The sequence below is a fragment of the Herbiconiux sp. 11R-BC genome, from assembly GCF_049472555.1.
In the GTDB taxonomy this organism is placed as follows: Bacteria; Actinomycetota; Actinomycetes; order Actinomycetales; family Microbacteriaceae; genus Herbiconiux.
The window spans coordinates 103,324-130,249 of record NZ_JBCEBO010000003.1; the positions used below are offsets into that span (position 1 = coordinate 103,324).

General features: G+C 71.0%; 29 protein-coding genes. 28 read left to right on the forward strand and 1 reads right to left on the reverse strand.

What is annotated here, in order from left to right; all coding sequences use genetic code 11:
• Window positions 1-3 precede the first annotated feature (3 nt).
• The 21 genes from VD659_RS08975 to VD659_RS09075 all read left to right on the forward strand — a co-directional run bounded on the left by VD659_RS08975 (window position 4) and on the right by VD659_RS09075 (window position 22,662).
• On the forward strand, window positions 4-933 hold the full coding sequence (locus VD659_RS08975) for a shikimate dehydrogenase family protein (RefSeq protein ID WP_423260771.1): 930 nt from the start codon (window positions 4-6) through the stop codon (window positions 931-933).
• A 61-nt stretch (window positions 934-994) separates the two neighbouring features.
• The gene (aroC, locus tag VD659_RS08980) at window positions 995-2,194 is read left to right on the forward strand and encodes a chorismate synthase (protein ID WP_423260772.1); all 1,200 of its coding nucleotides are present in this window, start codon (window positions 995-997) and stop codon (window positions 2,192-2,194) included.
• Entirely contained in the window at window positions 2,191-2,712 is a 522-nt protein-coding gene (locus VD659_RS08985) for a shikimate kinase (protein WP_423260773.1), read from the forward strand. The genes aroC and VD659_RS08985 overlap by 4 nt, the downstream gene beginning before the upstream one ends.
• Window positions 2,709-3,806 (forward strand): 3-dehydroquinate synthase, encoded by a 1,098-nt coding sequence (gene aroB, locus VD659_RS08990; RefSeq protein WP_423260774.1) that lies wholly within the window; start codon window positions 2,709-2,711, stop codon window positions 3,804-3,806. Before VD659_RS08985 ends, aroB begins: the two co-directional genes overlap by 4 nt.
• A gap of 22 nt (window positions 3,807-3,828) precedes the next feature.
• Window positions 3,829-4,278, forward strand: coding sequence for a type II 3-dehydroquinate dehydratase (locus tag VD659_RS08995; RefSeq protein WP_137835750.1), 450 nt, complete (start codon window positions 3,829-3,831; stop codon window positions 4,276-4,278).
• A gap of 86 nt (window positions 4,279-4,364) precedes the next feature.
• Window positions 4,365-4,925, forward strand: coding sequence for an elongation factor P (efp, locus tag VD659_RS09000; RefSeq protein WP_137835749.1), 561 nt, complete (start codon window positions 4,365-4,367; stop codon window positions 4,923-4,925).
• A gap of 9 nt (window positions 4,926-4,934) precedes the next feature.
• A complete protein-coding gene (gene nusB, locus VD659_RS09005) occupies window positions 4,935-5,345 on the forward strand; it encodes a transcription antitermination factor NusB (protein ID WP_137835748.1) in 411 nt (136 codons plus the stop codon).
• 210 nt (window positions 5,346-5,555) lie between these two features.
• Window positions 5,556-6,104: a bifunctional pyr operon transcriptional regulator/uracil phosphoribosyltransferase PyrR gene (gene pyrR / locus VD659_RS09010; protein ID WP_423260775.1), complete on the forward strand. Its 549-nt coding sequence runs from the start codon at window positions 5,556-5,558 to the stop codon at window positions 6,102-6,104.
• Window positions 6,101-7,057: an aspartate carbamoyltransferase catalytic subunit gene (locus VD659_RS09015; protein ID WP_423260776.1), complete on the forward strand. Its 957-nt coding sequence runs from the start codon at window positions 6,101-6,103 to the stop codon at window positions 7,055-7,057. Before pyrR ends, VD659_RS09015 begins: the two co-directional genes overlap by 4 nt.
• Window positions 7,054-8,445, forward strand: a complete 1,392-nt coding sequence (locus VD659_RS09020) for a dihydroorotase (protein ID WP_423260777.1) — start codon at window positions 7,054-7,056, stop codon at window positions 8,443-8,445. Before VD659_RS09015 ends, VD659_RS09020 begins: the two co-directional genes overlap by 4 nt.
• Window positions 8,442-8,987 carry a hypothetical protein gene (locus VD659_RS09025; RefSeq protein ID WP_423260778.1) on the forward strand — a complete coding sequence of 182 codons (546 nt, stop codon included), beginning with the start codon at window positions 8,442-8,444 and terminating at the stop codon, window positions 8,985-8,987. Before VD659_RS09020 ends, VD659_RS09025 begins: the two co-directional genes overlap by 4 nt.
• The gene (gene carA, locus VD659_RS09030; protein WP_423261088.1) at window positions 8,987-10,174 is read left to right on the forward strand and encodes a glutamine-hydrolyzing carbamoyl-phosphate synthase small subunit; all 1,188 of its coding nucleotides are present in this window, start codon (window positions 8,987-8,989) and stop codon (window positions 10,172-10,174) included. Before VD659_RS09025 ends, carA begins: the two co-directional genes overlap by 1 nt.
• Entirely contained in the window at window positions 10,174-13,485 is a 3,312-nt protein-coding gene (gene carB, locus VD659_RS09035) for a carbamoyl-phosphate synthase large subunit (RefSeq protein ID WP_423260779.1), read from the forward strand. The genes carA and carB overlap by 1 nt, the downstream gene beginning before the upstream one ends.
• The gene (pyrF, locus tag VD659_RS09040; protein WP_423260780.1) at window positions 13,482-14,360 is read left to right on the forward strand and encodes an orotidine-5'-phosphate decarboxylase; all 879 of its coding nucleotides are present in this window, start codon (window positions 13,482-13,484) and stop codon (window positions 14,358-14,360) included. The genes carB and pyrF overlap by 4 nt, the downstream gene beginning before the upstream one ends.
• A complete protein-coding gene (gene gmk, locus VD659_RS09045) occupies window positions 14,357-15,271 on the forward strand; it encodes a guanylate kinase (RefSeq protein ID WP_423260781.1) in 915 nt (304 codons plus the stop codon). Before pyrF ends, gmk begins: the two co-directional genes overlap by 4 nt.
• A 7-nt stretch (window positions 15,272-15,278) precedes the next feature.
• Window positions 15,279-15,542 (forward strand): DNA-directed RNA polymerase subunit omega, encoded by a 264-nt coding sequence (rpoZ, locus tag VD659_RS09050; RefSeq protein WP_137835741.1) that lies wholly within the window; start codon window positions 15,279-15,281, stop codon window positions 15,540-15,542.
• Between the two features lie 38 nt (window positions 15,543-15,580).
• Window positions 15,581-16,816, forward strand: coding sequence for a bifunctional phosphopantothenoylcysteine decarboxylase/phosphopantothenate--cysteine ligase CoaBC (gene coaBC / locus VD659_RS09055; RefSeq protein ID WP_423260782.1), 1,236 nt, complete (start codon window positions 15,581-15,583; stop codon window positions 16,814-16,816).
• Window positions 16,813-18,021 carry a methionine adenosyltransferase gene (gene metK / locus VD659_RS09060; RefSeq protein WP_137835739.1) on the forward strand — a complete coding sequence of 403 codons (1,209 nt, stop codon included), beginning with the start codon at window positions 16,813-16,815 and terminating at the stop codon, window positions 18,019-18,021. The genes coaBC and metK overlap by 4 nt, the downstream gene beginning before the upstream one ends.
• A 14-nt stretch (window positions 18,022-18,035) precedes the next feature.
• Window positions 18,036-20,255 (forward strand): primosomal protein N', encoded by a 2,220-nt coding sequence (locus tag VD659_RS09065; RefSeq protein ID WP_423260783.1) that lies wholly within the window; start codon window positions 18,036-18,038, stop codon window positions 20,253-20,255.
• The gene (gene fmt / locus VD659_RS09070) at window positions 20,252-21,166 is read left to right on the forward strand and encodes a methionyl-tRNA formyltransferase (RefSeq protein WP_423260784.1); all 915 of its coding nucleotides are present in this window, start codon (window positions 20,252-20,254) and stop codon (window positions 21,164-21,166) included. Before VD659_RS09065 ends, fmt begins: the two co-directional genes overlap by 4 nt.
• A complete protein-coding gene (locus tag VD659_RS09075; RefSeq protein ID WP_423260785.1) occupies window positions 21,163-22,662 on the forward strand; it encodes an RsmB/NOP family class I SAM-dependent RNA methyltransferase in 1,500 nt (499 codons plus the stop codon). The genes fmt and VD659_RS09075 overlap by 4 nt, the downstream gene beginning before the upstream one ends.
• 22 nt (window positions 22,663-22,684) lie before the next feature.
• Here the strand turns inward: VD659_RS09075 and VD659_RS09080 are convergent, their stop codons facing one another.
• Window positions 22,685-23,089, reverse strand: a complete 405-nt coding sequence (locus VD659_RS09080; RefSeq protein WP_423260786.1) for a hypothetical protein — start codon at window positions 23,087-23,089, stop codon at window positions 22,685-22,687.
• Window positions 23,090-23,239: 150 nt separating this feature from the next.
• Between VD659_RS09080 and VD659_RS09085 the strand changes: the two genes are divergently transcribed.
• The 7 genes from VD659_RS09085 to hisI are packed head-to-tail and all read left to right on the forward strand — an operon-like array spanning window position 23,240 to window position 26,918.
• On the forward strand, window positions 23,240-23,461 hold the full coding sequence (locus VD659_RS09085; protein WP_423260787.1) for a FitA-like ribbon-helix-helix domain-containing protein: 222 nt from the start codon (window positions 23,240-23,242) through the stop codon (window positions 23,459-23,461).
• The gene (locus VD659_RS09090; RefSeq protein ID WP_423260788.1) at window positions 23,458-23,922 is read left to right on the forward strand and encodes a PIN domain nuclease; all 465 of its coding nucleotides are present in this window, start codon (window positions 23,458-23,460) and stop codon (window positions 23,920-23,922) included. The genes VD659_RS09085 and VD659_RS09090 overlap by 4 nt, the downstream gene beginning before the upstream one ends.
• Before the next feature lie 9 nt (window positions 23,923-23,931).
• Window positions 23,932-24,603 carry a ribulose-phosphate 3-epimerase gene (gene rpe / locus VD659_RS09095; RefSeq protein ID WP_423260789.1) on the forward strand — a complete coding sequence of 224 codons (672 nt, stop codon included), beginning with the start codon at window positions 23,932-23,934 and terminating at the stop codon, window positions 24,601-24,603.
• Window positions 24,604-24,612: 9 nt separating this feature from the next.
• Window positions 24,613-24,876, forward strand: coding sequence for a phosphoribosyl-ATP diphosphatase (locus tag VD659_RS09100; RefSeq protein ID WP_137835732.1), 264 nt, complete (start codon window positions 24,613-24,615; stop codon window positions 24,874-24,876).
• A 46-nt stretch (window positions 24,877-24,922) separates the two neighbouring features.
• Complete coding sequence (gene hisG, locus VD659_RS09105) at window positions 24,923-25,762, forward strand: ATP phosphoribosyltransferase (protein ID WP_137835731.1); 840 nt, start codon at window positions 24,923-24,925, stop codon at window positions 25,760-25,762.
• Entirely contained in the window at window positions 25,762-26,532 is a 771-nt protein-coding gene (gene hisF / locus VD659_RS09110) for an imidazole glycerol phosphate synthase subunit HisF (protein WP_423260790.1), read from the forward strand. Before hisG ends, hisF begins: the two co-directional genes overlap by 1 nt.
• Window positions 26,529-26,918 carry a phosphoribosyl-AMP cyclohydrolase gene (gene hisI, locus VD659_RS09115; RefSeq protein WP_423260791.1) on the forward strand — a complete coding sequence of 130 codons (390 nt, stop codon included), beginning with the start codon at window positions 26,529-26,531 and terminating at the stop codon, window positions 26,916-26,918. The genes hisF and hisI overlap by 4 nt, the downstream gene beginning before the upstream one ends.
• Window positions 26,919-26,926: the final 8 nt, after the last annotated feature.

Below are 26,926 nucleotides of genomic sequence, written 5' to 3' on the forward strand. Positions count from 1 at the left end.
ACCATGACACCGTTCGATCTCGCGGGGTCGGGTTTCGCCGGCGACGATCCGGATGCGCTGCGCGCGCCCCGGAGACTCGCCGTGCTGGGCTCGCCCATCGCGCACACCCGCTCGCCGCTCCTGCACAGCACCGCCTACGCGGCCCTCGGCCTGCCCTGGGAGTACGGCGTCGCCGACGTGACCGCGGAGGCGCTGGCCTCGTTCGTGGAGGGGCTCGACGCATCCTGGCGCGGGCTCTCGCTCACGATGCCGCTCAAGGAGACGGTGTTCGAGCTGCTCGACTCGGTCGACGCGATCGGCTCGACGAGCGGCGCCGTCAACACCGTGCTCGTGACACGCGCCGAGGGGCGCCGTCGGCTCGACGGCTTCAACACGGATGTGCTCGGCATCGCCGAGGCCCTGACCCGCGCCGGCGTGCCGAGCGTCTCGCACGCGCTCGTGGTGGGCGGGGGAGCCACAGCCCGTTCGGCGGTGCTCGCGGTGGCGCGGCTGGGCGCGGAGCACGTCGACATCGTGTTGCGCAGCCCCGCGAAGGGCGAGGCGGCCGCCGAGACCGCGCGGCGCGCCGGGCTCAGCTCCTCGGTGCTCGCGCTGCACGATCCCGCCGTCGCCGGGCTCGCGCCCGACGTCACGATCAGTTCGCTGCCGGGCGGCGTGGATGCAGCGAAGAACTTCGCCGGGTCGGCGGCGGTGGCCTCCTCGACGCTGCTCGACGTGGCGTACAGCCCGTGGCCGAGCCAGTTCGCGACGCTGTGGTCGGAGGCCGGCAGCGCCGTCATCCCGGGCCTCGCGATGCTCGTGCACCAGGCCGTCGCGCAGGTGCGCGTCTTCGTGAACGGCGACCCCCTCCTCGCCCTGCCCGGCGAGGAGCAGATCACGGCGGCCCTCCTCGAGGTCGCCGGTCTCGACGCCGCCGGCGGTTTCACCGCCTGACCGAGGCACGACCGGCGGCGGCGGACCTGACGGCTCCGTGGTCTGTGGGAAGATCGTAATCATGCTTCGTTGGCTCACCGCCGGGGAGTCCCACGGTCAAGAACTCGTCGCGATCGTCGAGGGACTCCCGTCCGGCATCCCGATTACACTCGATCAGCTCCGCACCGACCTCGCCCGGCGCAAGCTCGGCTACGGCCGCGGCGCGCGCATGAAGTTCGAGCAGGACGAGCTGACCCTCTCCGGCGGCGTCGTGCACGGCCGCACCCTCGGCAGCCCGGTCGCGGTGCGCATCGGCAACACCGAGTGGCCCAAGTGGACCGAGGTCATGGGCGTCGAGCCCCGCGAGGAGGCGCTCTCCGGCACCGGCCGCAGCGCCCCGCTCACGCGCCCCCGCCCCGGGCACGCCGATCTCGTGGGAATGCAGAAGTACGACTTCGAAGAGGCCCGCCCCATCCTCGAGCGCGCGAGCGCCCGCGAGACCGCGGCCCGCGTCGCCCTCGGCGCCGTCGCGAAGGCCTTCCTCGCCGAGCTCGGGATCGAGCTCGTGAGCCACACCCTCGCCATCGGCCCGGTGCGCGTTCCCGACGGCACCCCGCTGCCCCGCCCCTCCGACGTCGACGCCCTCGACGCCGACCCGGTGCGCTGCTGGGATGCGGAGACGAGCGCGCGCATGGTCGCCGAGATCGACGACGCCCACAAGGAGGGCGACACCCTCGGCGGTGTCGTCGAGGTGCTCGCCTACGGCGTGCCGCCGGGTCTCGGTTCGCACGTGCACTGGGACCGCCGCCTCGACTCGCAGCTCGCCGCCGCCCTCATGGGCATCCAGGCCATCAAGGGCGTCGAGGTCGGCGACGGCTTCGAGACCACCCGCCGGCGCGGCTCGGCCGCCCACGACGAGCTCTACCGCGAGGGCGACGAGATCACGCGTTCCACCGATCGCGCCGGCGGCACCGAGGGCGGCATGTCCACCGGCACCGTGCTGCGCGTGCGCGCCGGCATGAAGCCGATCGCCACGGTCCCGCACGCCCTGCACACCATCGACGTCGCCACCGGTGAAGACGCCGCGGCGCACCACCAGCGCTCCGACGTCTGCGCCGTGCCCGCCGCCGGCGTGGTGGCCGAGGCGATGACCGCGCTCGTGCTCGCGAACTCGGTTCTCGAGAAGTTCGGCGGCGACTCGGTCGGCGAGACCCGCCGCAACCTCGAGTCGTACCTCGCCGCCATCCCCGAGGCGCTCCGGACGGGCATCGCCCGCCCGTGAGCGTCGTTCTGATCGGGCCTCCGGCGGCCGGGAAATCGCGGATCGGCAAGCGCGTCGCCCGGCTGCTCGGCCTGCCGTTCATCGACACCGACCGCCTCGTGGTCGAGGCGCACGGGCCCATCCCCGAGCTCTTCGCCACCCACGGGGAGCCCCACTTCCGCTCGCTCGAGCGCGCGGAGGTGGTGAAGGCGCTCAGCGTCGACGCCGTCGTGTCGTTCGGCGGGGGAGCCGTGCTCGACCCCGACACGCAGCACGACCTCGCCGCCGTTCCGGTGGTTCTGCTCACGGTGCAGCCGCACGCCGTGGTGTCGCGCCTGGGCAACGCCAAGCGGCCCCTCGTGCCCGACCTCGACGCATGGATGGCGCTCTACGAACGCCGCCGCGACCTCTACGAGCGCCTCGCCGACCACACCGTCGACACCACCGACCGCCCTACCGAGCTGCTCGCGGCCGAGATCGCCGACTGGGTGCGCACGCGACCGCACGAGCAGCCCCTCCCGAAGGAGAGCATCCGATGACCCCCGACGCACTCGGCGCCCCCGACGCCACCGTCATCCCCGTCACCGGCGACGGCGCCTACGACATCGTCATCGGCCGGGGCGTGCTCGACCGCGTGGGCGACAGCCTCGGCGCCGGCGTGAACAAGGTGCTGATCGTGCATCCGCCCACCCTCGCGCTGCTCGCGGCCGAGCTCCGCGAGACCCTGTTGGGGCGCTTCGAGGTGCTGCTGGCCGAGATCCCGGATGCCGAGGCCGGCAAACGCGTCGAGGTCGCCGCCTTCTGCTGGCAGGTGATGGGTCAGGCCGACTTCACCCGGACGGATGCGGTGATCGGCTTCGGCGGGGGCGCCGTCACCGACCTGGCCGGCTTCGTGGCCGCGACCTGGCTGCGTGGCGTGACGCTCGTGCAGGTGCCGACGACGCTGCTCGGCATGGTCGACGCGGCGGTGGGCGGCAAGACCGGCATCAACACCAACGAGGGCAAGAACCTCGTCGGCGCGTTCTATGCGCCGCGCGCCGTGATCGCCGACCTCGACCTCGTGGCGAGCCTGCCGCGCAACGAGATCCTCGCCGGGTTCGCCGAGGTGGTGAAGTGCGGCTTCATCGCGGAACCCGAGATCCTCGACATCATCGAGCGCGACGTCGATGTGGCCACCGACCCGCTGAGCGACGAGTTCCGCCGCCTGATCGAGCTCTCCGTGGGGGTGAAGGCCCGCGTGGTGTCGAGTGACTTCAAGGAGGCCGGACTCCGCGAGATCCTGAACTACGGTCACACGCTCGGCCACGCCATCGAGCACGCCGAGCGCTACCAGTGGCGGCACGGCGCCGCGGTGGCCGTCGGCATGGTCTACGCGGCCGAGCTGGGCCGGCTCACCGGCTCGCTGCCGGACGCCGTGGTCGACCGGCACCGCAGCATCCTGAACGCGCTCACCCTGCCGATCAGCTACCCCGCCGGGCGCTGGCAGACCCTGCTCGCCACCATGCAGCGCGACAAGAAGGCGCGAGCCGGCATGCTGCGCTTCATCGTGCTCGACGACCTCGCGCGCCCGAGCGTGCTGCAGGGGCCGGAGACCGCGCTGCTCTACGCTGCCTACCAAGAGATCGCTTCGTAGCGGTCGCCCTGAGGAGACTTCCATGGCATCCGTGCTCGTTCTGAACGGCCCGAACCTCGGCCGGCTCGGCAGCCGAGAACCCGACGTGTACGGCTCGCAGGACCTGGTGGCGCTCGAGGCGCTGCTGGTCGCCGACGTCGAGGCGATGAACCTGCCCGAGCCCGTGACCGTCGACCTGCGGCAGACCAACGACGAGGCCGAACTCATCTCGTGGCTCTACGAGGCGGTCGACACGAAGACTCCGGTCATCCTCAACCCGGCCGCGTTCACGCACTACTCCTACGCGCTGCGGGATGCCGCAGCCCTCGTCACCAAGGCCGGCGTCGAGCTCGTGGAGGTGCACATCTCGAACCCGCACGCCCGCGAGACCTTCCGGCACACGAGCGTGATCTCGGGCATCGCCACCGGAGTGATCGCGGGCTTCGGATTCGGCTCCTACCGCTTGGCGCTGCGCGCCGTGCTCGCCCTCTGAGCCGCCCTCAGGCCTGAGCCGCTACACTCTTTCAGGACCGAAACGCCGGTCGCACCCCACACTCTTCGAAACGGATCACCTTTTTCATGGCTTCAACGAACGACATCAAGAACGGCACCGTGCTGGACATCGACGGCCAGCTCTGGAACGTCATCGAGTTCCAGCACGTCAAGCCCGGCAAGGGTGGCGCGTTCGTGCGCACCAAGATCAAGAACGTGCGCACGGGCAAGCTCGTCGACCGCACCTTCAACGCGGGCGCGAAGATCGAGACGGCCAATGTCGACCGCCGCGACTTCCAGTACCTCTACAAGGACGGCGACGACTACGTGTTCATGGACACGACCGACTACGACCAGATCACCATCCCCGGTGCCATCGTGGGCGAGGCGGCCAACTTCATGCTCGAGCAGCAGATGGCCACCATCGCGCTCACCGGCGACGAGCCGCTCTACGTCGAGCTCCCCGCCTCCGTCGTTCTCGAGATCACCTACACCGAGCCGGGCCTGCAGGGCGACCGCTCGACCGGCGGCACGAAGAACGCCACCGTCGAGACCGGCTACGAGATCCAGGTTCCGCTGTTCCTCGAGATCGGCACCAAGGTCAAGGTCGACACCCGCACGGGCGACTACCTCGGCCGGGTCAACTAGGTTCCGTCGTTGAGCGCACGCACGAAGGCCCGTAAGCGGGCCCTCGACATCCTCTACGCCGCCGACGTGCGGCAGATCCCGGTGGCCGAGAGCCTGGCCGCCGAGGCCGGGCGCGCCGCGAGCGAGCCCGACCGCCAGACCTCGTGGCTCTACGCCCGCGACATCGTCGACGGCGTGATGGACCACGCGGCCGAGATCGACGAGACCATCGAGACCTATTCGCAGGGCTGGACGATCGCGCGGATGCCCACGGTCGACCGCGCGCTCCTCCGGATCGCGATCTGGGAGATCCTCTACAACGACGAGGTGCCCTCCTCGGTGGCCATCGCGGAAGCCGTCGAGGCGGCGAAGACCCTCTCGACCGACGACAGCTCCGGCTTCATCAACGGCGTGCTGGGCAAGGTCGCGGAATCGGCCTGATCGGTCGGCCGAAGGCGACCCTGCGCCGCCGAAACGACGGAGAGTCGGGGAAGTGCCGGGCCCAGACTCCGTCGATTCCGCGATCACGCCCGAGGTTCCGTCGTTCGTGGTCGCTGGCGTGGACCGGACCCAGCCGGGCGATGATAGGCTCGAGGGCAAGACAAACCACATCCTTTAAGTCCGTCCGAGAGGCGGGGAAGGAGGTCGGTCGTGGCGCGCACAGTGCTGCAGCAGGCTGACATAGCCCGGGCGTTGACTCGGATCTCGCACGAGATCCTCGAGTCCAACCGGGGAGCCGCCGATCTCGTGATCCTGGGCATCCCGACCCGTGGCTCCGTGCTCGCGGAGCGCATCGGGGCGATCGTGGCGGGCATCGAGCCCGGCGCGGTTCCGGCCGAGATGGTCGGTTCCCTCGACATCACGATGTACCGCGACGACCTCGCGCGGCACCCGACGCGCACCCCGAGCCCCACCCAGGTGCCCCGCCAGGGAATCGACGGCAAGACCGTGGTGCTGGTCGACGACGTGCTGTTCTCCGGACGCACCATCCGTGCTGCGCTCGACGCCTTGAACGACCTCGGCCGCCCGCGGGCGGTGCGCCTCGCCGTGCTCGTCGACCGCGGCCACCGCGAGCTGCCGATCCGGGCCGACTTCGTGGGCAAGAACCTGCCCACCTCCCGCGAGGAGCGCATCAACGTGCGGCTCGAGAGCATCGACGGCGCCGAAGAGGTCAGCATCGAGGAGGTGCCCGGAGCATGAGACACCTCCTGAGCACGAAGGACCTCAGCCGCGACGAGGCCATCCAGATCCTCGACGTCGCCGAGGACATGGCGGATGTGCAGAACCGCGAGGTCAGGAAGCTCCCGACCCTGCGCGGCAAGACCGTGGTGAACCTCTTCTTCGAGGATTCCACGCGCACCCGCATCTCCTTCGAGGCGGCCGCCAAGCGGCTCTCGGCCGACGTCATCAACTTCAGCGCCAAGGGCTCGAGCGTGTCCAAGGGCGAGAGCCTGAAGGACACCGCGCAGACCCTCGCCGCCATGGGAGCCGACGGGGTCGTCATCCGGCACTCCGCCTCCGGCGCACCGCAGGTGCTCGCCCAGAGCGACTGGATCGACGCCCGCATCGTGAACGCCGGCGACGGCACCCACGAGCACCCCACCCAGGCGCTGCTGGACGCCTTCACCATGCGGCGGCGCCTGTTCCCGGGCACGAGCCGGGGCCGCGACCTCGACGGGGTGAGCGTGGTGATCGTGGGCGACATCCTGCACTCCCGCGTGGCCCGCTCGAACCTGTGGCTGCTGCGCACGCTCGGGGCCACCGTGACCTTCGTGGCCCCCGCCACCCTCGTGCCGCTCGGCACCGCGAGCTGGCCGGTCGACGTCTCCTACGACCTCGACGCCACCCTCGCCCTCACCCAGCCCGACGTGGTGATGATGCTGCGCATCCAGAGCGAGCGGATGAACGCGGCCTACTTCCCGACCGCCCGCGAGTACGCGAGGCAGTGGGGCCTCGACGACGAGCGGCTCGGGCGTCTGCGCCCGGATAGCATTGTGATGCACCCCGGACCGATGAACCGTGGACTCGAGATCTCGGCCGGCGCGGCCGACTCCGCGCAGTCGACGGTTCTCGAACAGGTCGCGAACGGGGTGTCCATCCGGATGGCGGTCCTCTACCTGCTGCTGTCCGGCGAACGAGAGGCACAGGCGTGAGCGACACGAGCATCCGGCAGGGCGGCGCGCGCTCCCTGCTGAAGGGCGCCACGCTGCCCGACGGCACGGTGGCCGACATCCTGATCGAGAACGGGCGCATCGTGTCGACGGCGCCCGGGGCCGGCACCGGCGCATCCGGGACCGTCGTGATCGACGCGGCTGGCCTCGTGGCCCTCCCCGGACTCGTCGACCTGCACACCCACCTGCGCGAGCCCGGCTTCGAGCAGAGCGAGACCGTGCTCACCGGCACGCGCGCCGCCGCGGCCGGCGGCTTCACGAGCGTCTTCGCGATGGCCAACACGCTGCCCGTCTCGGACACCGCCGGCGTGGTCGAGCAGGTGCAGGCGCTCGGCGCCCGGGCCGGCTACGCCACCGTGCGGCCGATCGGCGCCGTCACCGTGGGCCTCGCGGGGGAGCGGCTCTCCGAGATCGGCGCCATGGCGCAGTCGCGGGCCGCCGTGCGGGTGTTCTCCGACGACGGCAAGTGCGTGCACGACTCGCTCCTGATGCGGCGCGCCCTCGAGTACGTGAAGACCTTCGACGGGGTGATCGCGCAGCACGCGCAAGACCCTCGGCTCACCGAGAACGCCCAGATGAACGAGGGCGCCCTGAGCTCCGAGCTCGGCCTCAAGGGCTGGCCCGCGGTGGCGGAGGAGTCGATCATCGCCCGCGACGTGCTGCTCGCCGAGCACGTGGGGGCGCGCCTGCACGTGTGCCACCTGTCGACGGCCGGCTCGGTCGACGTCATCCGCTGGGCGAAGGCCCGGGGCATCGCGGTGACCGCCGAGGCCACCCCTCACCACCTGCTGCTCACCGAGGACCTCGTGCGCAGCTACGACGCGCGTTTCAAGGTGAATCCGCCGCTGCGCCGCGACGAAGACGTGCAGGCGCTCCGCGAGGGGCTCGCCGACGGCACCATCGACATCGTGGCCACCGACCACGCCCCGCATCCGCGCGAGAGCAAGGAGAGCGAGTGGGATGCCGCCTCCTTCGGCATGGTCGGGCTCGAGTCGGCGCTGCCCGTCGTGCAGACCGCGCTCGTCGACTCCGGGCTTCTCGGCTGGGACGACGTGGCCCGCGTGCTCTCGAACACGCCCGCGCGCATCGGCCGGCTCCCGGGGCACAGCCACTCCTTCGAAGACGGCAGCCCTGCCAATCTCACGCTCGTCGACCCCTCGGCGCGCAGCGCTTTCACACTCGACCGGCTGCACGGCAAGTCGACGAACACGCCCTACGAGGGCATGACGCTCTCGGGCAGCGTGCGCTGGACCTTCCACCACGGCTTCGCGACGCTGCGCGACGGCGAACTGGCCGACGCCTCCGAGGCCGCGGCCTTCGCGTCGGGCGAACTCGCGTCCGGGCCGTCCGGGCGGGGGATCGCCGGATGAACCCCGACATGATCGTGCCCGTCAGCGTGGTGGTGCTGCTCCTGCTCGCCGCGCTCGGCGCCATGGTGTGGGCCTGGCGCGGCCGCCGCCGCCGTCAGTCGGCCTTCGACCGCACCACGGCGGTGCCGGCTCCGGACGTGCGGGGCCGCGAACTCGCCGCCGCGCCCGTCCTCTACGTGGCCACCACGGCCGCCGGAGACCCGCTGAACCGGCTCACCATCCCCGGCCTCGCGTTCCGCGGTCGGGGAGTGCTCACGGTCTGGGAGTCCGGCATCTCCATCGTCATCCCGGGCGAACCGGAGACCTTCGTGATCCGCGACGCCCTGCGCTCGGTCGGCACCTCGACCTGGACCATCGACCGCGTGGTCGAATCGGGCGGACTCGTTCGCATCGACTGGGTCTTCGACTCGGCCGACGGCCCCGCGGAGGTCGAGAGCTACCTCCGCGCCACTGAACTGGGCGACGCGAACCGCCTCATCGCGGCCGCGAACACCCTCGTGCCCCACCCGGGCATCCCGCAACAGGAAGGAACCTCGTCGTGATCACCACCGAACCCGCCGTTCTCGTGCTGGAAGACGGTCGACGCTACGAGGGCCGTGCGTACGGCGCGCGCGGCCGCACCCTCGGCGAGGCCGTCTTCGCCACCGGCATGACCGGCTACCAGGAGACCCTGACCGACCCGAGCTACGCCGGCCAGATCGTGATGCAGACCGCCCCGCACATCGGCAACACCGGCGTGAACGACACCGACAAGGAGTCGTCGAAGATCTGGGTGGCCGGCTACGTCGTGCGCGACCCCTCCCGGGTCGTGTCGAACTTCCGCGCGCAGCGCTCGCTCGACGACGACCTGCAGACCGACGGCGTGGTGGGCATCTCCGGCGTCGACACCCGCGCGGTCACCCGCCACATCCGCAACTTCGGCGCCATGCGCGCGGGCATCTTCTCGGGCGCCGACTACGAGCTGAGCCAGACCGACCAGCTCAACGCGGTGCGCTCGGGCGCCGAGATGACCGGGCGCAGCCTCTCGGCCGAGGTCTCGACCGCCGAGCGCTATCAGGTGCCGGCCGTGGGCGAGCGCATCGGCTCGGTCGCCGTGCTCGATCTGGGTGTGAAGACCTCCACGCTGAACTACCTCGCGGAGCGCGGCTTCGACGTGGAGGTGCTGCCCGAGTCGGTGACGGCCTCCGAGGTGGAGGAGCTCGCGCCCGACGCCCTCTTCTACTCGAACGGACCGGGCGACCCGGAGGCGTCCGAGACCCACGTGCAGCTGCTGCGCGACGTGCTGCGCACCGGCACGCCCTACTTCGGCATCTGCTTCGGCAACCAGCTGCTCGGCCGCGCCCTCGGCTTCGGCACCTACAAGCTGCCCTTCGGTCACCGCGGCATCAACCAGCCGGTGCTGGACAAGACCACGGGCCGTGTCGAGATCACCAGCCAGAACCACGGCTTCGCCGTCGACGCGCCCCGCGAGGGCGTCATCGACTCGCCCGCCGGCTTCGGCCGGGTCGAGGTGAGCCACGTGAGCCTCAACGATGACGTGGTGGAGGGCATCCGGTGCCTGGACATCGACGCCTTCTCGGTGCAGTACCACCCCGAGGCCGCCGCCGGCCCGCACGACTCCATGTACCTGTTCGACCGCTTCCGCGACATGATCCTGGCGAAGAAGACCGCGGCCCTCGAGGCCGACGCGCACTTCGTCGAGGCCCCCTCTGAAGGAGACCACGAGTAATGCCCAAGAGAGACGACATCCAGAGCGTTCTCGTCATCGGTTCCGGCCCGATCGTGATCGGCCAGGCCTGCGAGTTCGACTACTCGGGCACCCAGGCCTGCCGCGTGCTGCGCGAGGAGGGCGTGCGCGTCATCCTGGTGAACTCCAACCCGGCCACCATCATGACCGACCCCGATTTCGCCGACGCCACCTACGTGGAGCCCATCACCTGGCAGGTCATCGAGTCGATCATCGCCAAGGAGAAGCCGGATGCGATCCTGCCGACCCTGGGCGGCCAGACCGCGCTGAACGCGGCCATCCAGCTGCACGAGCACGGCATCCTCGAGAAGTACGACGTGGAGCTGATCGGCGCGAACTTCGAGGCCATCAACAAGGGTGAGGACCGCCAGATCTTCAAGCAGCTCGTGCTCGACGCGGGCGCCGACGTGGCGCGCAGCCACATCGCGCACACCGTCGAGGAGGCCATCGGATTCGCCGAAGACCTCGGCTACCCGCTGGTCGTGCGGCCCTCGTTCACGATGGGCGGCCTCGGATCGGGCTTCGCCTACAACGAGACCGAGCTCCGCCGCATCGTCGGCGACGGCCTGCACCAGAGCCCGACCACCGAGGTGCTGCTGGAGGAGAGCATCCTCGGCTGGAAGGAGTACGAGCTCGAGCTCATGCGCGACACCGCCGACAACACGGTGGTCGTCTGCTCGATCGAGAACGTCGACCCCGTGGGCGTGCACACCGGCGACTCGATCACGGTGGCCCCCGCGCTCACATTGACCGACCGCGAGTACCAGAAGCTGCGCGACATCGGGATCGACATCATCCGCGCCGTGGGTGTGGACACCGGCGGCTGCAACATCCAGTTCGCCGTCGACCCGGCCAACGGGCGCATCATCGTGATCGAGATGAACCCGCGCGTCTCGCGGTCGTCGGCGCTGGCGTCGAAGGCGACCGGGTTCCCGATCGCCAAGATCGCCGCGAAGCTGGCCATCGGCTACCGCCTCGACGAGATCCCGAACGACATCACCAAGGTGACGCCGGCCTCCTTCGAGCCCACGCTCGACTACGTCGTGGTCAAGGTGCCCCGCTTCGCGTTCGAGAAGTTCCCGGCCGCCGATGCGACGCTGACCACGACCATGAAGTCGGTGGGCGAGGCGATGGCGATCGGCCGCAACTTCACCCAGGCGCTGCAGAAGGCGCTGCGCTCGCTCGAGAAGCGCGGGTCGTCGTTCCACTGGGAGCCGCTCGCGGCATCGAAGGACGAACTGCTCGCCATCGCCGCGGTGCCGACCGACGGCCGGATCGTGACGGTTCAGCAGGCCCTGCGGGCCGGGGCCAGCATCGAGGAGGTCTTCGAGGCCACCAAGATCGACCCGTGGTTCCTCGACCAGATCGTGCTCATCAACGAGGTCGCCGAAGCCATCCACGCCTCGGACAACGCCGACCATGCCATGTTCACGCTGGCGAAGGAGCACGGCTTCTCGGATGCGCAGATCGCGTCGCTGCGCGGCTTCGGCGAGAAGGAGGTGCGCGAGGTGCGGCACATCCTCGGCATCCGCCCGGTGTACAAGACCGTCGACACCTGCGCGGGCGAGTTCCCGGCGCTCACGCCGTACCACTACTCGAGCTACGACCTCGAGACCGAGGTGGAGCCCTCCGACCGCCGCAAGGTCGTCATCCTGGGCTCCGGACCGAACCGCATCGGCCAGGGCGTCGAGTTCGACTACTCCTGCGTGCACGCCTCCTTCGCGCTCTCGGACGCCGGCTTCGAGACCATCATGATCAACTGCAACCCGGAGACGGTCTCCACCGACTACGACACCTCCGACCGCCTCTACTTCGAGCCGCTGACGCTCGAAGACGTGCTGGAGGTCATCCACGCCGAGCAGCAGTCGGGCGAACTCGTGGGCGTCGTCGTGCAGCTCGGCGGCCAGACCGCCCTCGGACTCGCCAAGGGCCTCGAGGAGGCCGGCGTGCCGATCCTCGGCACCACGCCCGACGCGATCGACCTCGCCGAGGAGCGCGGGCTGTTCGCGGGAATCCTCGACGCCGCCGGCATCCTCGCGCCGAAGAACGGCGTCGGAACCGACTTCGACTCGGCCGTCGCCGTGGCCGAGGAGATCGGCTACCCGGTGCTCGTGCGCCCCTCCTACGTGCTGGGTGGCCGGGGCATGGAGATCGTCTACGACACCCCCTCGCTCGCCGACTACTTCGAGCGCATCGAGGGCCAGGGCATGGTGGGAGCGGGCAACCCGCTGCTCGTCGACCGCTTCCTCGACGACGCCATCGAGATCGACGTCGACGCGCTCTACGACGGGCACCGGCTCTACGTCGGCGGCATCATGGAGCACCTCGAGGAGGCCGGCATCCACTCCGGTGACTCGAGCTGCTCGCTCCCGCCCGTGACGCTCGGCCGCTCGCAGATCGACGCCGTGCGCGACGCCACGCTCAAGATCGCAGAGGGCATCGGCGTGCGCGGACTGCTCAACGTGCAGTTCGCCATCGGCGCGGGCATCCTCTACGTGCTCGAAGCCAACCCGCGCGCCTCGCGCACGGTGCCCTTCGTGTCGAAGGCGCTCGGCATCCCGCTCGCCAAGGCCGCCTCGCGGATCATGGTGGGCTCCACCATCGACTCGCTGGTGGGGGAGGGCATGCTCCCGTCGCAGGACGGCTCGATCGTGCCGCTCGACTCGCCGGTCGCCGTGAAGGAGGCCGTGCTGCCATTCAAGCGCTTCCGCACCAAGGAGGGCCTCATCGTCGACTCGGTGCTCGGCCCGGAGATGCGCTCCACCGGCGAGGTGATGGGCATCGACCGCGACTTCCCGCGGGCGTTCGCCAAGAGCCAGGAGGCCGCGTACGGCGGGATGCCGACATCCGGCACCGTCTTCGTCTCGGTCTCCGACCGCGACAAGCGCGCCATCGTGCTCCCGGTGCTGCGGCTGCAGCAGCTCGGCTTCGAGATCCTCGCCACGAGCGGAACCGCCGAAGTGCTCAACCGCAACGGCATCCACGCCCGGATCGTGGCGAAGTACTCCGAGGGCAAGGCCGCCGGCGCCGCCGACGAGAACGGCCAGGGCGGCGAGACGATCGTCGACCTCATCAACTCCGGCCAGGTCGACATGGTGATCAACACGCCGAGCGGTCGCTCGGCCCGGGCCGACGGCTACGAGATCCGCGCCGCGGCCGTGGCCGCCGACAAGCCGTTGTTCACCACGATCGCGCAGCTCGGTGCCGCCGTGGCGTCGTTCGATGCGCTGACCGAAGGATTCGAGGTCACCTCGCTGCAGGAGTACGCGCTCGCCCGGAGCGCGCGCGGATGAGCGACGGGCATCCCGGCACCGGCGCGGGGCCGAGCTTCGGCTCGCGCCTCGACGCCGCCTTCGGGGCGAGCGGGCACCTCTGCGTGGGTATCGACCCACACCCCTACCTGCTCGAGCAGTGGGGACTCACGGCGGATGCCGCCGGCGTGCGCTCCTTCGGACTCGCCGTGGTCGAGGCAGTCGCGGCCGCGCCGCGCGCCGGCATCGTGAAACCCCAGGTCGCGTTCTTCGAGGCCTACGGATCGGCCGGTTTCGCGGCGCTGGAGGACGTGCTCGCCGCGGCCCGCGCATCCGGCCTGCTCGTGATCGGCGACGCGAAGCGCGGGGACATCGGTTCCACGAACGACGGCTACGGTGCCGCCTGGCTCACCGCGGGCTCACCGCTCGAGGTGGATGCGCTCACGGTGACGGCCTTCACCGGCGTCGGCGCGCTCGCCCCGCTCTTCGACCTCGCCGAGCGGAACGGCAAGGGCCTGTTCGTGCTGAGCGCGACCTCCAACCCGGAGTCGCGCGAGTTGCAGACCGCGCGCACGCCCTCGGGGGAGTCGGTCTCCCGCCTCGTGGCCGAGGGGGTGGCCGCCCGCAACACCGACCGCACCCGGCTCGGCGACTTCGGACTGGTGCTCGGCGCCACGAAGCGCCTCGACGAGTACGGCTTCACCGCCGAGGCCGTGCGCGGCCTGAGCACCACACCGGTGCTCGCGCCGGGCTTCGGCTTCCAGGGTGCCGAGTTCTCGGCCATCCCGCACGTGTTCGGGCCGCTCGCGCCCGACGTGATCGTGAGCGTCTCGCGCTCGATCCTCGGACACGGGCCTCAGGGCCTCGCCGCTGCGATCGAGAACGACGCCCGGCTCGTGGGCGAGGTGATCGCGTGAACCCGCCCGAGGTCGATCGTGCGGCGGCCTCCCGCGCCGCCGTCGCCGCCCGCCGCGCCCGTGCGGCGGTGAAGAACGCCGTGAACGAACGCCGGCTGAGCGCCGTCTCCGTGCTCGACACCGCCCTCACCAGCACCGAGAGCATCGAGGCCACGCTGCGTGTGCGCGACCTGCTCCTGAGCATCCCCGGGCTCGGCCCCATCCGCGTCGACCGCATCATGACCCGGCTCGAGATCGCCTCTTCGAAGCGCCTCTCCGGCCTCGGAGTGCACCAGCAGGAGCGTCTGCGCGAGTTCCTCGTCAAGCGCGCCCCCGTCGTGGAGAACACCGGTCTCAGTCGCCTCGTGGTGCTCGCCGGGCCCACCGCGGTGGGCAAGGGCACCGTCTCGACCTACATCCGGGAGAACTACCCCGAGGTGCTGCTCTCGGTCTCGGCCACCACGCGCGCACCGCGCCCGGGCGAGATCGACGGCGTGAGCTACTACTTCGTCAGCGACGAGGAGTTCGACCGGATGATCGAGGCCGGCGAATTCCTCGAGTGGGCCGTGGTGCACAACAAGTCGCGCTACGGCACCCCACGGACGCCGATCGACGCCGCTCTGGCCGCCGGCAAGAGCGTTCTGCTGGAGATCGACATCCAGGGCGCCCGACAGGTGAAGCAGGCGATGCCGGCGGCGACACTGGTCTTCCTGCTGCCCCCGACCTGGGAGGAACTGGTGCGCCGGCTGATCGGCCGCGGCACCGAGACGCTCGAGGAGCAGGAGCGCCGATTGACCACCGCGCGGGTCGAATTGGCGGCCCAGGACGAGTTCGACTACCGCGTCGTGAACCGCGATGTGCGGGCCGCGGCGGCGGAGGTCGTAGAATTGATGCAGATTCAGAAGGCGACTGACCTTCACGGCAAGGAGTAAGCACACAATGCCCACCAACAAGCTCGGCATCATCGACCCGCCCATCGACGAACTTCTCTCGAAGGTCGACTCGAAGTACGCCCTGGTGATCTTCGCCTCGAAGCGCGCCCGCCAGATCAACGACTACTACGCCGACCTGCACGAGGGCAGCCTGTTCGACAACGTGGGGCCCCTGGTGGACTCCACGATCGACGACAAGCCGCTCTCCGTGGCCATGCACGAGATCAACGAGGACAAGCTCACCGTCCGCGCCGCCGCGCCGATCGAATAGCCGGTCGGCTCCGCAGCTCGCACACGCAGGGAATCCAATTGAACATCGTCGTCGGGATCACGGGTGGCATCGCGGCCTATAAGGCCGTGAACGTCATCCGTGGCCTCGTTCTGGCGGGGCACGACGTGCACGTCGTCGCCACCGAGGCGGCCCTCCGTTTCGTCGGCCGCCCCACGCTCGAGGCGATCTCACGCAACACGGTCAACACCGACCTCTACGAGGCCGTGGCCGAAGTGCGGCACGTGGCGCTCGGCCAGGCCGCCGATCTCATCGTCATCGCCCCGGCGACCGCGAACACCATTGCGAAGCTCGCCGCGGGGCTCGCCGACGACCTCCTCGGCACCACGGTGCTCGCCTCCCGCGCGCCGCTCGTGCTCGCGCCCGCGATGCACACCGAGATGTGGCAGAACCCCGCCACCGTGGCCAACATCGCCACCCTGCGCTCGCGCGGGGTGCACCTCGTGGGGCCCGTGAGCGGCCAGCTCACGGGGAAAGACGCCGGTCAGGGCCGGATGGCCGAGCCCGACGACATCGTGGCGGCGGCGCTGGCCGTGGCGGGCGTGCCGGCGGGATCTTCGGGGTCACCGGCCCCGCGCATCCGGGACCTGGAGGGGCGCAGCGTTCTCGTGACCGCCGGGGGCACGCGCGAGCCCCTCGACCCGGTGCGCTACCTGGGCAACCGCTCGAGCGGCCGCCAGGGCGCAGCCATCGCCGCCGCCGCCCGCGACCGCGGGGCGCGGGTCACCCTCATCGCCGCCCACATCGAGGTCGAGCCGCCCGCGGGCGTCGACCTCGTGCGGGTGGAGACGACCGAGGAGCTGCTGGCGGCGACCGTCGAGGCCTCCGCCCGGCACGACCTCACGGTGATGGCGGCCGCCGTCGCCGACTACCGGCCCGTCGCGGTCTCCGACGCCAAGATCAAGAAGGCCCACACCGGCGAGCGGCTGACCCTCGAGCTCGTGCAGAACCCGGACGTGCTCGCCATCATCTCCGCCGGGCCGCGCGACGGCCGGGTGATCGTGGGCTTCGCGGCCGAGACCGTGGGCTCGCACGAGGAGCTGCTCGCGCTCGGGCGCGCCAAGATCGCCCGCAAGGGCTGCGACTTCCTCGTTCTGAACGGCGTGGGCTGGACCACCGGTTTCGCAACCGAGAGCAACACGGTCACGGTTCTGGACGCATCCGGCGATATAGTTTTCGAGGCATCCGGCAGCAAGTCGTCGGTGGCCGATGACATTCTCGGAGTGTTCGCCGCCGCCCTATCAGGAGCACAATGACCTCTCTTCGCCTGTTCACGTCCGAGTCCGTCACCGAGGGGCACCCGGACAAGATCTGCGACCAGATCTCCGACAGCATCCTCGACGCACTGCTCACGGTCGACCCGCACTCGCGCGTCGCCGTGGAGACCCTCGTCACCACGGGCCTCGTGCACGTGGCGGGCGAGGTGACCACCAAGGGCTACGTCGAGATCCCCGCGATCGTGCGCGAGAAGATCACCTCGATCGGCTACACCTCGTCGGACGTGTGGTTCGACGGCCGATCCTGCGGCGTCTCGGTGTCGATCGGCGGGCAGTCGCCCGACATCGCGCAGGGGGTCGACAACGCCTTCGAGACCCGTGAGGGCTCCTCGACCGACGAGGTCGACCGCCAGGGCGCCGGCGACCAGGGCATCATGTTCGGCTACGCCACCACCGAGACCCCCCAGCTCATGCCGCTGCCGATCTGGCTCGCGCACCGCCTCTCGGAGCGGCTCGCGACCGTGCGCAAGGAGGGCCTGCTCGGCTACCTCCGCCCCGACGGCAAGACCCAGGTCACCATCGGCTACGACGGCGTCGTGCCCAAGACCATCGACACCGTGGTGCTCTCCACCCAGCACGCGCCGTTCATCGAGCTCGACGAACTGCGTCACGAGGTGGAAGAGGTCGTCATCCGGCCCGTGCTCGAGAGTGCCGAGGCCCAGGGAGTCTCGCTCGACTTCTCCCAGGTGCGCACCCTGATCAACCCCACCGGCCGCTTCGAGATCGGCGGCCCCCAGGGCGACGCCGGGCTCACGGGCCGCAAGATCATCGTCGACACCTACGGCGGGGCATCCCGCCACGGCGGCGGCGCGTTCAGCGGGAAGGACCCGTCGAAGGTCGACCGCTCGGCCGCGTACGCCATGCGCTGGGTGGCGAAGAACGCGGTGGCCGCCGGGCTCGCCACGCGCCTCGAGGTGCAGATCGCCTACGCCATCGGCAAGGCCGCTCCCGTCGGCTTCTACGTGGAGACCTTCGGCACCGGCGTCATGAGCGACGAGGCCATCACCACGGCCCTGCGTTCGGTGTTCGACCTGCGGCCCGCCGCGATCATCGAGGACCTCGACCTGCTGCGCCCGATCTACGCCAAGACGGCCACCTACGGCCACTTCGGCCGCGAGCTCCCGGAGTTCACCTGGGAGCGCCTCGACCGGGTCGAGGAGATCCGCGCCGCTGCAGGCCTGTAGCGGTGGGCGGCGTCGTGACCGACGTCGAGGGCGCTGCGGGCAGGGCGCACGGCCCGTCTCCGGCGTCGGACGAGCGGCACGCCGTGGTCGCGCGCGTGATGCTCGAGTCGCCGCTGCCGCAGCTGGACCGTCTGTTCGACTACCTCGTGCCGCCGGCTCTGCGAGCGGATGCGCGCGCGGGCGTCCGGGTCAAGGTTCCGTTGCGCTCGGCCGGGCGTACCGCGCGCGGCTACATCGTGGAGCTCGTCGACCATCCCGGCTACCAGGGCTCGCTGAGCGAGATCGACGAGATCGTGTCGCCGCTCCCGGTGCTCACGCCCGAGGTGTGGGCGCTCGCCCGACGGCTCGCCGATCGCGCCGCCGGGAGCGCGTGCGACATCGTCCGGCTCGCCGTGCCCCCGCGCTTCGTGCGTGTGGAGAAGGCATTCCTCGCGCGCCGTGCGGCGGAACAGGCGGCGGAATCATCGAACGACCCGACGGACTCGGTCCCGCCCAGCACCGGCCTCGGCGACGCCGCGGCGGCGCGACGAGGCGGCGACGGTGCCGCGACAGGCCCTGCCGAGGACGGCGGGTCTCGGCGAGCGCACGCCGATACCGCGAGCGCGTCGTCGAGCCGGGGCCACGGAGTGGTCGCCCTCGAGCTCACCGCCTACTCGCCCGACGACGCGCGGCACCTCGCCGAGCCCGGGGCACGCAGCGCGATCGACGCCGTCGCCACGGTCACGGCGGTGACGGATGCCGCGGGGGCCGCGCACACGGTCGGCCACTGGGCCCTCACGGTCGCCGAGCTCGCCGCGGCCGTCTACCGGGCCGGTGAATCGGTGATCGTGGCGGTGCCCGACTACCGCGACCAGATCTCTCTCGAGCAGGCGCTGGCCCACGTCGGTGTGACGGAGGCGGTCGTGCCCCTGGACGCCCGGCAGGCTCGCAACGAGCGCTACGGCAACTTCCTCACGGCGCTGGACGGCGCCCCGCACATCGTCGTGGGCAACCGCTCGAGCATCTACGCCCCGGTCTCCCGCCTCGGCCTGATCGTCGTGTGGGACGAAGGCGACTCGCTGCAGACCGAACCTCTGGCGCCTTACGTGCACGTGCGGGATGCAGCACTGGTGCGCCAGGAGCAGTCCGGCGCCCGCCTCGCCTTCGTCTCGCACTCGCGGAGCACCGAGGTCGAGCGTCTCGTCGAGCTCGGCTTCCTGCATCCGGTCTTCCCTGCGCCCCGCTACCTCCCACGCGTGGTCCCGACCGCCGAGCAGGACGACCCCGATTCGCCGCAGAATTCGGCGCGCATCCCGTCCTCCGCCTGGGCGGTGGCCCGCAAGGCCCTCGAGACCGGGCCGGTGCTCGTGCAGGTGGCGCGCCCCGGCTACGCCCCCGTGCTCGCCTGTCAGGGCTGCTCGATGCCCGCCCTCTGCACCGTCTGCTCGGGCCCGCTGCGGGTGGCCCGTGCGGGGGAGCGACCCTCGTGCTCGCTCTGTGGCGCGATCGCCGTGAACTGGAGCTGCTCGCACTGCCAGGGCACGAGCTTCCGTTTCGCGTCGACCGGCTCCGGGCGCACCGCCGACGAGCTCGGCCGAGCCTTCCCCGGAACACGCGTGATCGTGGCCGACGGCGACCATCCGGTGCTGACCGTCGATGCCCGCCCCGCGCTCGTGGTGGCGACCCGCGGCGCCGAACCGATCGCCTCCGGCGGGTATCGGGCCGTGCTGCTGCTCGACGGCCCCCGGATGCTCGCCCGCGAATCGCTGCGCGTCGCCGAGGACTGCTTGCGCTGGTGGTCGAATGCGATCGCGCTCTCGGCTCCGCGAGCCACGACCGTGCTCGTGGGGGTGGGCGGCGAGCTCGCCAAGAGCCTCGTGACCTGGCGGCAGGACGTGGTGACCGCCGAGGAACTGGTCGACCGGCGGCGGCTGCGCTTCCCGCCGGCGGTGCGGATCGCGACCGTGACGGGCGCCGCCGACACGGTGGCCACGGCGATGACGGAGCTCCGGGTGCTCGTGACCGACGAGGAATGGGCCAAGATGGACACGCTGGGCCCGGTGCCGGCCGACGACGGACTGGTGCGGGTGATCGTGCGGTTCGACTACGCGGTCGGCGCCTCCGTGGCCCGGCACCTGCGGGCTCTCGTGGTGAAGAACGCCACGACCCGCCGCCCCCGTGGCGGCCGCAGCGCCGCCTACCGGCCCCCGCCCACGCTTCGTGTGCGGTTCGACGATTCGGAGATCATGGAATGAGACTCGTGTTCGCGGGCACCCCCGCCGTCGCGGTGCCGAGCCTGACCACGCTCGCCGCGCGTTTCGACGTCGCCGGCGTCGTGACCCGGATCGATGCCCCGCTCGGGCGCAAGCGGGTGCTGACGCCGTCGCCGGTCGCGACGGCCGCCGACGAACTCGGTATCCCGGTCATCAAGGCCAACCGGCTCGACGACGACGTCACCGCCCGGGTCGCCGCGCTCGACGCCGACCTCGGTGTGATCGTGGCCTACGGCGGCCTCGTGCGGGAGCCGCTGCTCAGCACACCCCGTCTCGGCTGGATCAACCTGCACTTCTCGCTGCTGCCGCGCTGGCGCGGAGCGGCACCGGTTCAGTGGAGCATCATCGCCGGGGACACCGAGACGGGCGCCACGGTGTTCCAGCTCGTACCCGGCCTCGACGCCGGCGCGGTGTGGTCGATGAGCTCGACCCCGATCGGCGCGCACGAGAGCGCCGGCGCCCTGCTCTCGCGGCTCTCGCTCTCGGGCGCCGAGCAGCTGGCCTCCACCGTGGCCGGGATCGGCGACGGCACGCTGTCGGCGCGCGAGCAGGAGGGCGAGGTCACACTCGCGCCCAAGCTCGGCATCGACGACGCCCACCTCGACTTCTCGCAGGACGTCGATGCGGTGTACCGGCGGCTGCGCGGGGTGACCCCCGAGCCCGGTGCCTTCGCCGAGATCGATGGAGCACGAATGAAGATCCTCGATGCGGCACCGGCACGCGACCGGCCGCGCCTCGACCCGGGTGTCGTGGTGGCCGACGGCTCGCACGTGCTGGTGGGGACGGCCGGTGCTCCGCTCGAGCTCCTCACCGTGCACCCGGCGGGCAAGAAGGCGATGGCGGCCGCCGACTGGTGGCGCGGCGCCGGCGCGGAGAGGATGATCGCACGATGAGCACTCCCACCGGCGGACGCCCCGGCAACGATCGGGGATCGCACCGCGGTCGCGCCCCTCAGAGCCGCGGAGGCCGCCAGAGACCCGGCAGTCGCCCCGCTGCTCCCGCACCCTCGCCGGTGCAGCCGGCACGCCGCATCGCCCTCGAGGTCATCACGGCCGTGCGCGAGGACGACGCCTACGCCAACCTGCTGCTGCCCTCGAAGATCGCTGCGGCCGGGCTCGACACCGCGGATGCGGGACTCGCCACCGAGCTCACCTACGGCACGCTCCGGATGCGCGGCTACTACGACCGGGTGATCGAGCTGGCTTCCGGGCGCCCGATCTCCGAGATCGACGGAGCAGTGCGTGACGTGCTGGAGTTGGGCTGCCATCAGATCCTCTCCTTGCGCGTCGCCCAGCACGCCGCCGTGAACGAATCGGTCGAGCTCGCCCGCCAGGTGGCCTCGCGTTCGTCGACCGGCTTCGTGAACGGCGTGCTGCGGGCCATCACGCGGGTTCCCGCGAGCGAATGGCTCGAGAAGGCCATGGCCGCCGCGATCGACGACGACGAGCGCCTCGCGGTGGCCGCCTCGCATCCGGCCTGGGTGGTGCGTGCCTTCCGGCGCGCCCTGACCGCCGACGGTGTGGACGCCACGGCCCTGCCCTTCGAGCTCGACGAACTGCTCGAGGCCGACAACACGCCCGCCCGCCTGAGCCTCACCGCGCTTCCCGGCCTGATCGATCGTGACGAGGTGGAGCACGGTACCGAGCCGTCGCGGCTCTCGCCGGTCGGGCTCCTCGCGCCGACCGGTGACCCGTCGGGCATTCCGGCCGTGCACGAGGGAACCGTCCGCGTTCAGGACGAGGGCTCCCAGCTCGCCGCTCTCGCCCTGAGCCGGGCACGGCCCATCACGGCGGGCGAGCGGTGGCTCGACCTGTGCGCAGGGCCTGGCGGCAAGACCGCGTTGCTCGCCGCCGAGGCGCGGCTCGGCGGAGCGGTGGTGATCGCCAACGAGCCCGTGGCGGCCCGAGCCGGACTGGTGCGCCGCGCGGTCGCGGCCATCCCGGACGCCCCGGCGGTGTGGGAGCGCGACGGCACCACGATCGGCGCCGACGAGCCCGAGTCGTTCGATCGCATACTGGTCGATGCGCCCTGCACGGGCCTCGGCGCACTCCGCCGCCGCCCTGAGGCCCGCTGGCGCAAGACGCCGTCCGACGTGGCCGACCTCGTCATCCTGCAGCAGCAGCTCATCGACTCGGCCGTGCGCGCTCTCAAGCCCGGCGGCGTGCTCGCCTACGTCACCTGCTCCCCACATGTCGGCGAGACCCGGGGACAGGTTCAAGGCGCGCTCCGGCGCTGGGGCGACCAGCTCGAGCAGCTCGACGCGCAGGAAGTGCTCCGCGAGGTCACCGGCGGTGCGATCGACCTCGGCGCCCCGTCGGCCGCCGTGCAGCTCTGGCCGCATCGCAACACCACCGACGCCATGTTCATCGCCCTCTTCCGCAAGAACTGACCGCCGCCGGAGCTGACGCCGCTCACAGGGCCACCACGCCCGTCGAGTGGCTCAGGAACTGCCGCCGCAGCCGCAGTCCGCCGTCGGGGTAGCGTTCAGCGACGCGGGCGATGCCCGCCCGCTCGCCGACGGTGAGGGCGGGGCCGCCCTCACGCTCCCAGACGAGCACGAGCTGCGCGGCGCCGAGCTGGCGCGCGGTCTCGCGCGCCAGGCACGTCACCTGGTCGATCTCGGCGTCGTCGAGCTCCGGCGCGACGTCTTCGAGGGGCATGGCCACGGGTATCGGCCGGTCGTCGGCATCGAGATAGAGCAGCCACAGCTGCGAGCGGATGGCGGCGCCCACCATCTCGTCGACGAGGCTCGCGAGGGAGACGTCGTCGGGCACGGAAGGGCGAGGGGCGGAACTCGGGGGAGCGATGAATGTCATGCGGAGATGCTGCGTCGCGCAGTCGCCCGCCGTCCGGGTGTGGCGCGAATCTGTGGAGAAACGGGTTGTCTGCGGCGCCTGTGGAAAACATCCTGCACGCGACCACCCTCGTGTGATAGCGTGCGATATCCCACTGAGAGCGAGGACGACATGGCCGATATCCTGATTCGGAACCTCCCCGAGGAGGTCGTCGCCGACATCGACGCCCAGGCTGCGCAGCTCGGGCTGTCCCGGGCGGAGTTCGTGCGCCGCCAGCTCGTGCGTGAAGCCGCGCGCGGTCGGCGATCGGTGTCGGCCGCCGACCTCCTCGCCTCCGATGCGCGGCTGGCCGGCCTGCTCGACGACGAACTGATCGCGAACGCCTGGCGATGAACGACTGGTTGATCGACAAGTCGGCGCTCGCCCGGCTGGGATCCTCGGCAGACCCCGGGCTCTGGGCCGAGCGGATCGAGCGCGGGCTGGTGCGTGTCTGCTCCGTCACGCGCCTGGAACTCGGCTTCAGCGCGCGCTCGGCAGAGCATCTGCACGAGATCGTCAGCACCCCTCCCACCTCGGCGCTCCTCATCGAGCACCTCACTCCGGCCATCGAGGAGCGCGCCGTCGAGGTGCAACGGATGCTCGCCGCGACCGGCCGGCACCGCGCGCCGTCGGTCCCCGATCTCCTGATCGCCGCGACAGCCGAGCTCACCAGGCTCACCGTGCTTCACGTCGACAAGGACTTCGAGGTGATCTCCGCCGTGACGGGCCAGGCGGTCGAACGCCTGGAGCTCGCCGAGCCCAGGGCCACCCCCGGCACGACGGACGCCCACGCCGACGCCCGCGAGAGCCGGTAGGGTCGACGCGTGGTCCTTCGCATCAACCCCAGCATCCTCGCCTCCGACTTCGCGAACCTGGAGGCCGAGCTCGGCCGCATCGCCAACGCCGATCTCGCGCACGTCGACGTGATGGACAACCACTTCGTGCCGAACCTCACCCTCGGGCTCCCCGTGGTGGAGCGGCTGCAGCAGGTGAGCCCCATCCCGCTCGACCTGCATCTGATGATCGACGACCCCGAGCACTGGGCGCCGCTCTACGCCGAGACCGGCGCCTACTCGGTGACCTTCCACGCCGAGGCCGCCTCCGACCCGGTCCGCGTCGCCCGGAGCCTCCGCGAGCGCGGCGCCCGCGCCGGCATCGCCCTGAAGCCCGGCACCGAGGCGAGCGACTACCTCGAGCTCCTGCCCGAGTTCGACATGGTGCTCGTCATGACCGTCGAGCCCGGGTTCGGCGGCCAGTCCTTCATCGCGAGCACGATGCCCAAGCTCACGGTGCTCGCCGACGCCGTGCGCGCATCCGGTCTCGACGTGTGGCTCCAGGTCGACGGGGGCATCAACGACGACACCATCGCCATCGCCGCCGAAGCCGGGGCCGACACCTTCGTGGCGGGGTCGAGCGTCTTCGGCGCCGAGAGCGCCGCCGCCCAGATCGACCACCTGCGCGCCCTCGCGACCCAGCACGCCCACGGACACCGGTAACCTTGACCCGTGAAGACTTTCGACGAGCTGTTCCTCGAGCTCTCCGCCAAGGCGGCCGAACGCCCCGAAGGCTCGGGCACCGTTCGTGAACTCGACGCCGGCGTGCACACCATCGGCAAGAAGATCGTCGAAGAGGCCGCCGAGGTCTGGATGGCGGCCGAGTACGAGTCGGTCGAGAACGCGGCCGAGGAGATCTCCCAGCTGCTCTACCACCTGCAGGTCATGATGCTCGCCAAGGGCTTGACCCCGGCCGACGTCTACCGACATCTGTGAACTGAGCACCCCTCCCTCCGCTTCGTTCTCCCACTGAAAGACCCTCATGCTCAAGATCGCGGTGCCCAACAAGGGCTCCCTCTCCGAAACCGCTGCCCAGATGCTCGCCGAGGCGGGCTACGTCGGCCGGCGCGACCCGCGCGAGCTGGTCGTGCTCGATCCGCGCAACGACGTCGAATTCTTCTACCTCCGACCCCGTGACATCGCCACCTACGTCGGCTCCGGCGCCCTCGACGTGGGCATCACGGGCCGCGACCTGCTTCTCGACTCCGAGTCGACCGCCACCGAGACCGCCGCGCTGAACTTCGGCGAGTCCACCTTCCGTTTCGCCCGCCCCGAGGGCACGGCCATCGAGCTGCGCGACCTCGAGGGCGCCCGCGTCGCCACCAGCTACCCGGGGCTCGTCGGCGCCTTCCTCGCCACCCACGGCATCACCGCCACGCTCATCCGTCTCGACGGCGCCGTGGAGTCCGCCGTGCGGCTCGGGGTCGCGGATGCGGTCGCCGACGTCGTGTCGACCGGCTCCACCCTGCGCAAGGCCGGCCTCGAGATCTTCGGCCCCGTCATCCTCGAGTCGACCGCGGTGCTGATCAGCTCGGGCACCACCCACCCCGGCGCCGCAGTTCTGCTGCGCCGTCTGCAGGGCGTGCTCGTGGCCCGGCAGTACGTGCTCATGGACTACGACGTGCCCGTCACGCAGCTCGACGAGGCCTGCGCGCTCACGCCGGGGATCGAGAGTCCGACCATCTCACCGTTGCACGACCCCGAGTGGGTCGCCGTGCGCGCGATGGTGCCCCGCCACGACACCAACCAGGTGATGGACTCGCTCTACGCCGTGGGTGCACGCGCCATCCTGGTCAGCCCCATCCACGCCGCGAGAATCTGATGACGCTCGCCGTCCGCGTCATCCCCTGCCTCGACGTGGCCGCGGGCCGCGTGGTGAAGGGCGTGAACTTCGAGAACCTGCGCGACGCCGGAGACCCGGTCGAACTCGCGCGCCTCTACTCCGAGCAGGGTGCCGACGAACTGACCTTCCTCGACGTGACTGCCACGGTCGACGACCGGGCCACGATGTACGACGTGGTGCGCCAGACCGCCGAGCAGGTCTTCATCCCTCTCACCGTCGGGGGTGGGGTGCGCTCCGACGACGACGTGGCGCGGCTGCTCGCCTCGGGTGCCGACAAGGTGGGCGTCAACAGCGCCGCCATCGCCCGTCCTGCTCTGCTCGACGAGATCGCCGACCGCTTCGGCGCCCAGGTGCTCGTGCTCTCGCTCGACGTGAAGCGCACGGCCGAGGCGGGCCGAACGGCATCCGGATTCGTCGTCACCACCCACGGCGGCCGCCGCGAGACCGAGCTCGACGCCCTCGAGTGGGCGCGCGAGGCCATCGAACGCGGCGCGGGCGAACTGCTCGTGAACTCGATCGACGCCGACGGCACGAAAGACGGCTTCGACCTCGAGCTGGTGCGCCTCATGCGCGAGATCAGCTCTGTGCCGGTCATCGCCTCGGGCGGCGCCGGCCGGGTCGAGCATTTCGGCCAGGCCATCGCGGCGGGCGCGGATGCGGTGCTCGCGGCATCCGTCTTCCACCTGCGCGAGATGACGGTCGGCGACGTGAAAGACGAACTGCGCAGAGAAGGGGTGGTCGTGCGATGAGCGACCCGACGAACGAGACCGCCGGCGCGAACGAGACCACCGCCGTGCTCGACCGTGTGCGCTTCGGCGCCGACGGCCTGCTGCCCGCGATCATCCAGCAGTGGGACAGCAAAGAGGTGCTCATGCTCGGCTACATGGACGCCGAGGCACTCCGCCGCACCCTCACCGAGGGCCGCGTGACCTTCTGGTCGCGCTCCCGTCAGGAGTACTGGCGCAAGGGCGACACCTCCGGCCACGTGCAGTACGTCAAGACCGCCGCGCTCGACTGCGACGACGACACCCTCCTCGTGCAGGTCGACCAGATCGGCGCCGCCTGCCACACGGGCGCGCGCCGGTGCTTCGACGTCGATCCGCTCCAGCCCGTCGTGGGCTCGCCCGCGACCTGAAATACTCG

Excerpts from the sequence above, each read along its gene's own strand:
- VD659_RS08975 (WP_423260771.1), top strand. The coding sequence starts at position 4 with ATGACACCGTTCGATCTCGCGGGGTCGGGTTTCGCCGGCGACGATCCG.
- aroC (WP_423260772.1), top strand. The coding sequence starts at position 995 with ATGCTTCGTTGGCTCACCGCCGGGGAGTCCCACGGTCAAGAACTCGTC.
- aroB (WP_423260774.1), top strand. The coding sequence starts at position 2,709 with ATGACCCCCGACGCACTCGGCGCCCCCGACGCCACCGTCATCCCCGTC.
- VD659_RS08995 (WP_137835750.1), top strand. The coding sequence starts at position 3,829 with ATGGCATCCGTGCTCGTTCTGAACGGCCCGAACCTCGGCCGGCTCGGC.
- efp (WP_137835749.1), top strand. The coding sequence starts at position 4,365 with ATGGCTTCAACGAACGACATCAAGAACGGCACCGTGCTGGACATCGAC.
- VD659_RS09015 (WP_423260776.1), top strand. The coding sequence starts at position 6,101 with ATGAGACACCTCCTGAGCACGAAGGACCTCAGCCGCGACGAGGCCATC.
- VD659_RS09025 (WP_423260778.1), top strand. The coding sequence starts at position 8,442 with ATGAACCCCGACATGATCGTGCCCGTCAGCGTGGTGGTGCTGCTCCTG.
- carB (WP_423260779.1), top strand. The coding sequence starts at position 10,174 with ATGCCCAAGAGAGACGACATCCAGAGCGTTCTCGTCATCGGTTCCGGC.
- pyrF (WP_423260780.1), top strand. The coding sequence starts at position 13,482 with ATGAGCGACGGGCATCCCGGCACCGGCGCGGGGCCGAGCTTCGGCTCG.
- rpoZ (WP_137835741.1), top strand. The coding sequence starts at position 15,279 with ATGCCCACCAACAAGCTCGGCATCATCGACCCGCCCATCGACGAACTT.
- metK (WP_137835739.1), top strand. The coding sequence starts at position 16,813 with ATGACCTCTCTTCGCCTGTTCACGTCCGAGTCCGTCACCGAGGGGCAC.
- fmt (WP_423260784.1), top strand. The coding sequence starts at position 20,252 with ATGAGACTCGTGTTCGCGGGCACCCCCGCCGTCGCGGTGCCGAGCCTG.
- VD659_RS09075 (WP_423260785.1), top strand. The coding sequence starts at position 21,163 with ATGAGCACTCCCACCGGCGGACGCCCCGGCAACGATCGGGGATCGCAC.
- VD659_RS09080 (WP_423260786.1), bottom strand. The coding sequence starts at position 23,089 with ATGACATTCATCGCTCCCCCGAGTTCCGCCCCTCGCCCTTCCGTGCCC.
- VD659_RS09085 (WP_423260787.1), top strand. The coding sequence starts at position 23,240 with ATGGCCGATATCCTGATTCGGAACCTCCCCGAGGAGGTCGTCGCCGAC.
- VD659_RS09090 (WP_423260788.1), top strand. The coding sequence starts at position 23,458 with ATGAACGACTGGTTGATCGACAAGTCGGCGCTCGCCCGGCTGGGATCC.
- hisG (WP_137835731.1), top strand. The coding sequence starts at position 24,923 with ATGCTCAAGATCGCGGTGCCCAACAAGGGCTCCCTCTCCGAAACCGCT.
- hisF (WP_423260790.1), top strand. The coding sequence starts at position 25,762 with ATGACGCTCGCCGTCCGCGTCATCCCCTGCCTCGACGTGGCCGCGGGC.
- hisI (WP_423260791.1), top strand. The coding sequence starts at position 26,529 with ATGAGCGACCCGACGAACGAGACCGCCGGCGCGAACGAGACCACCGCC.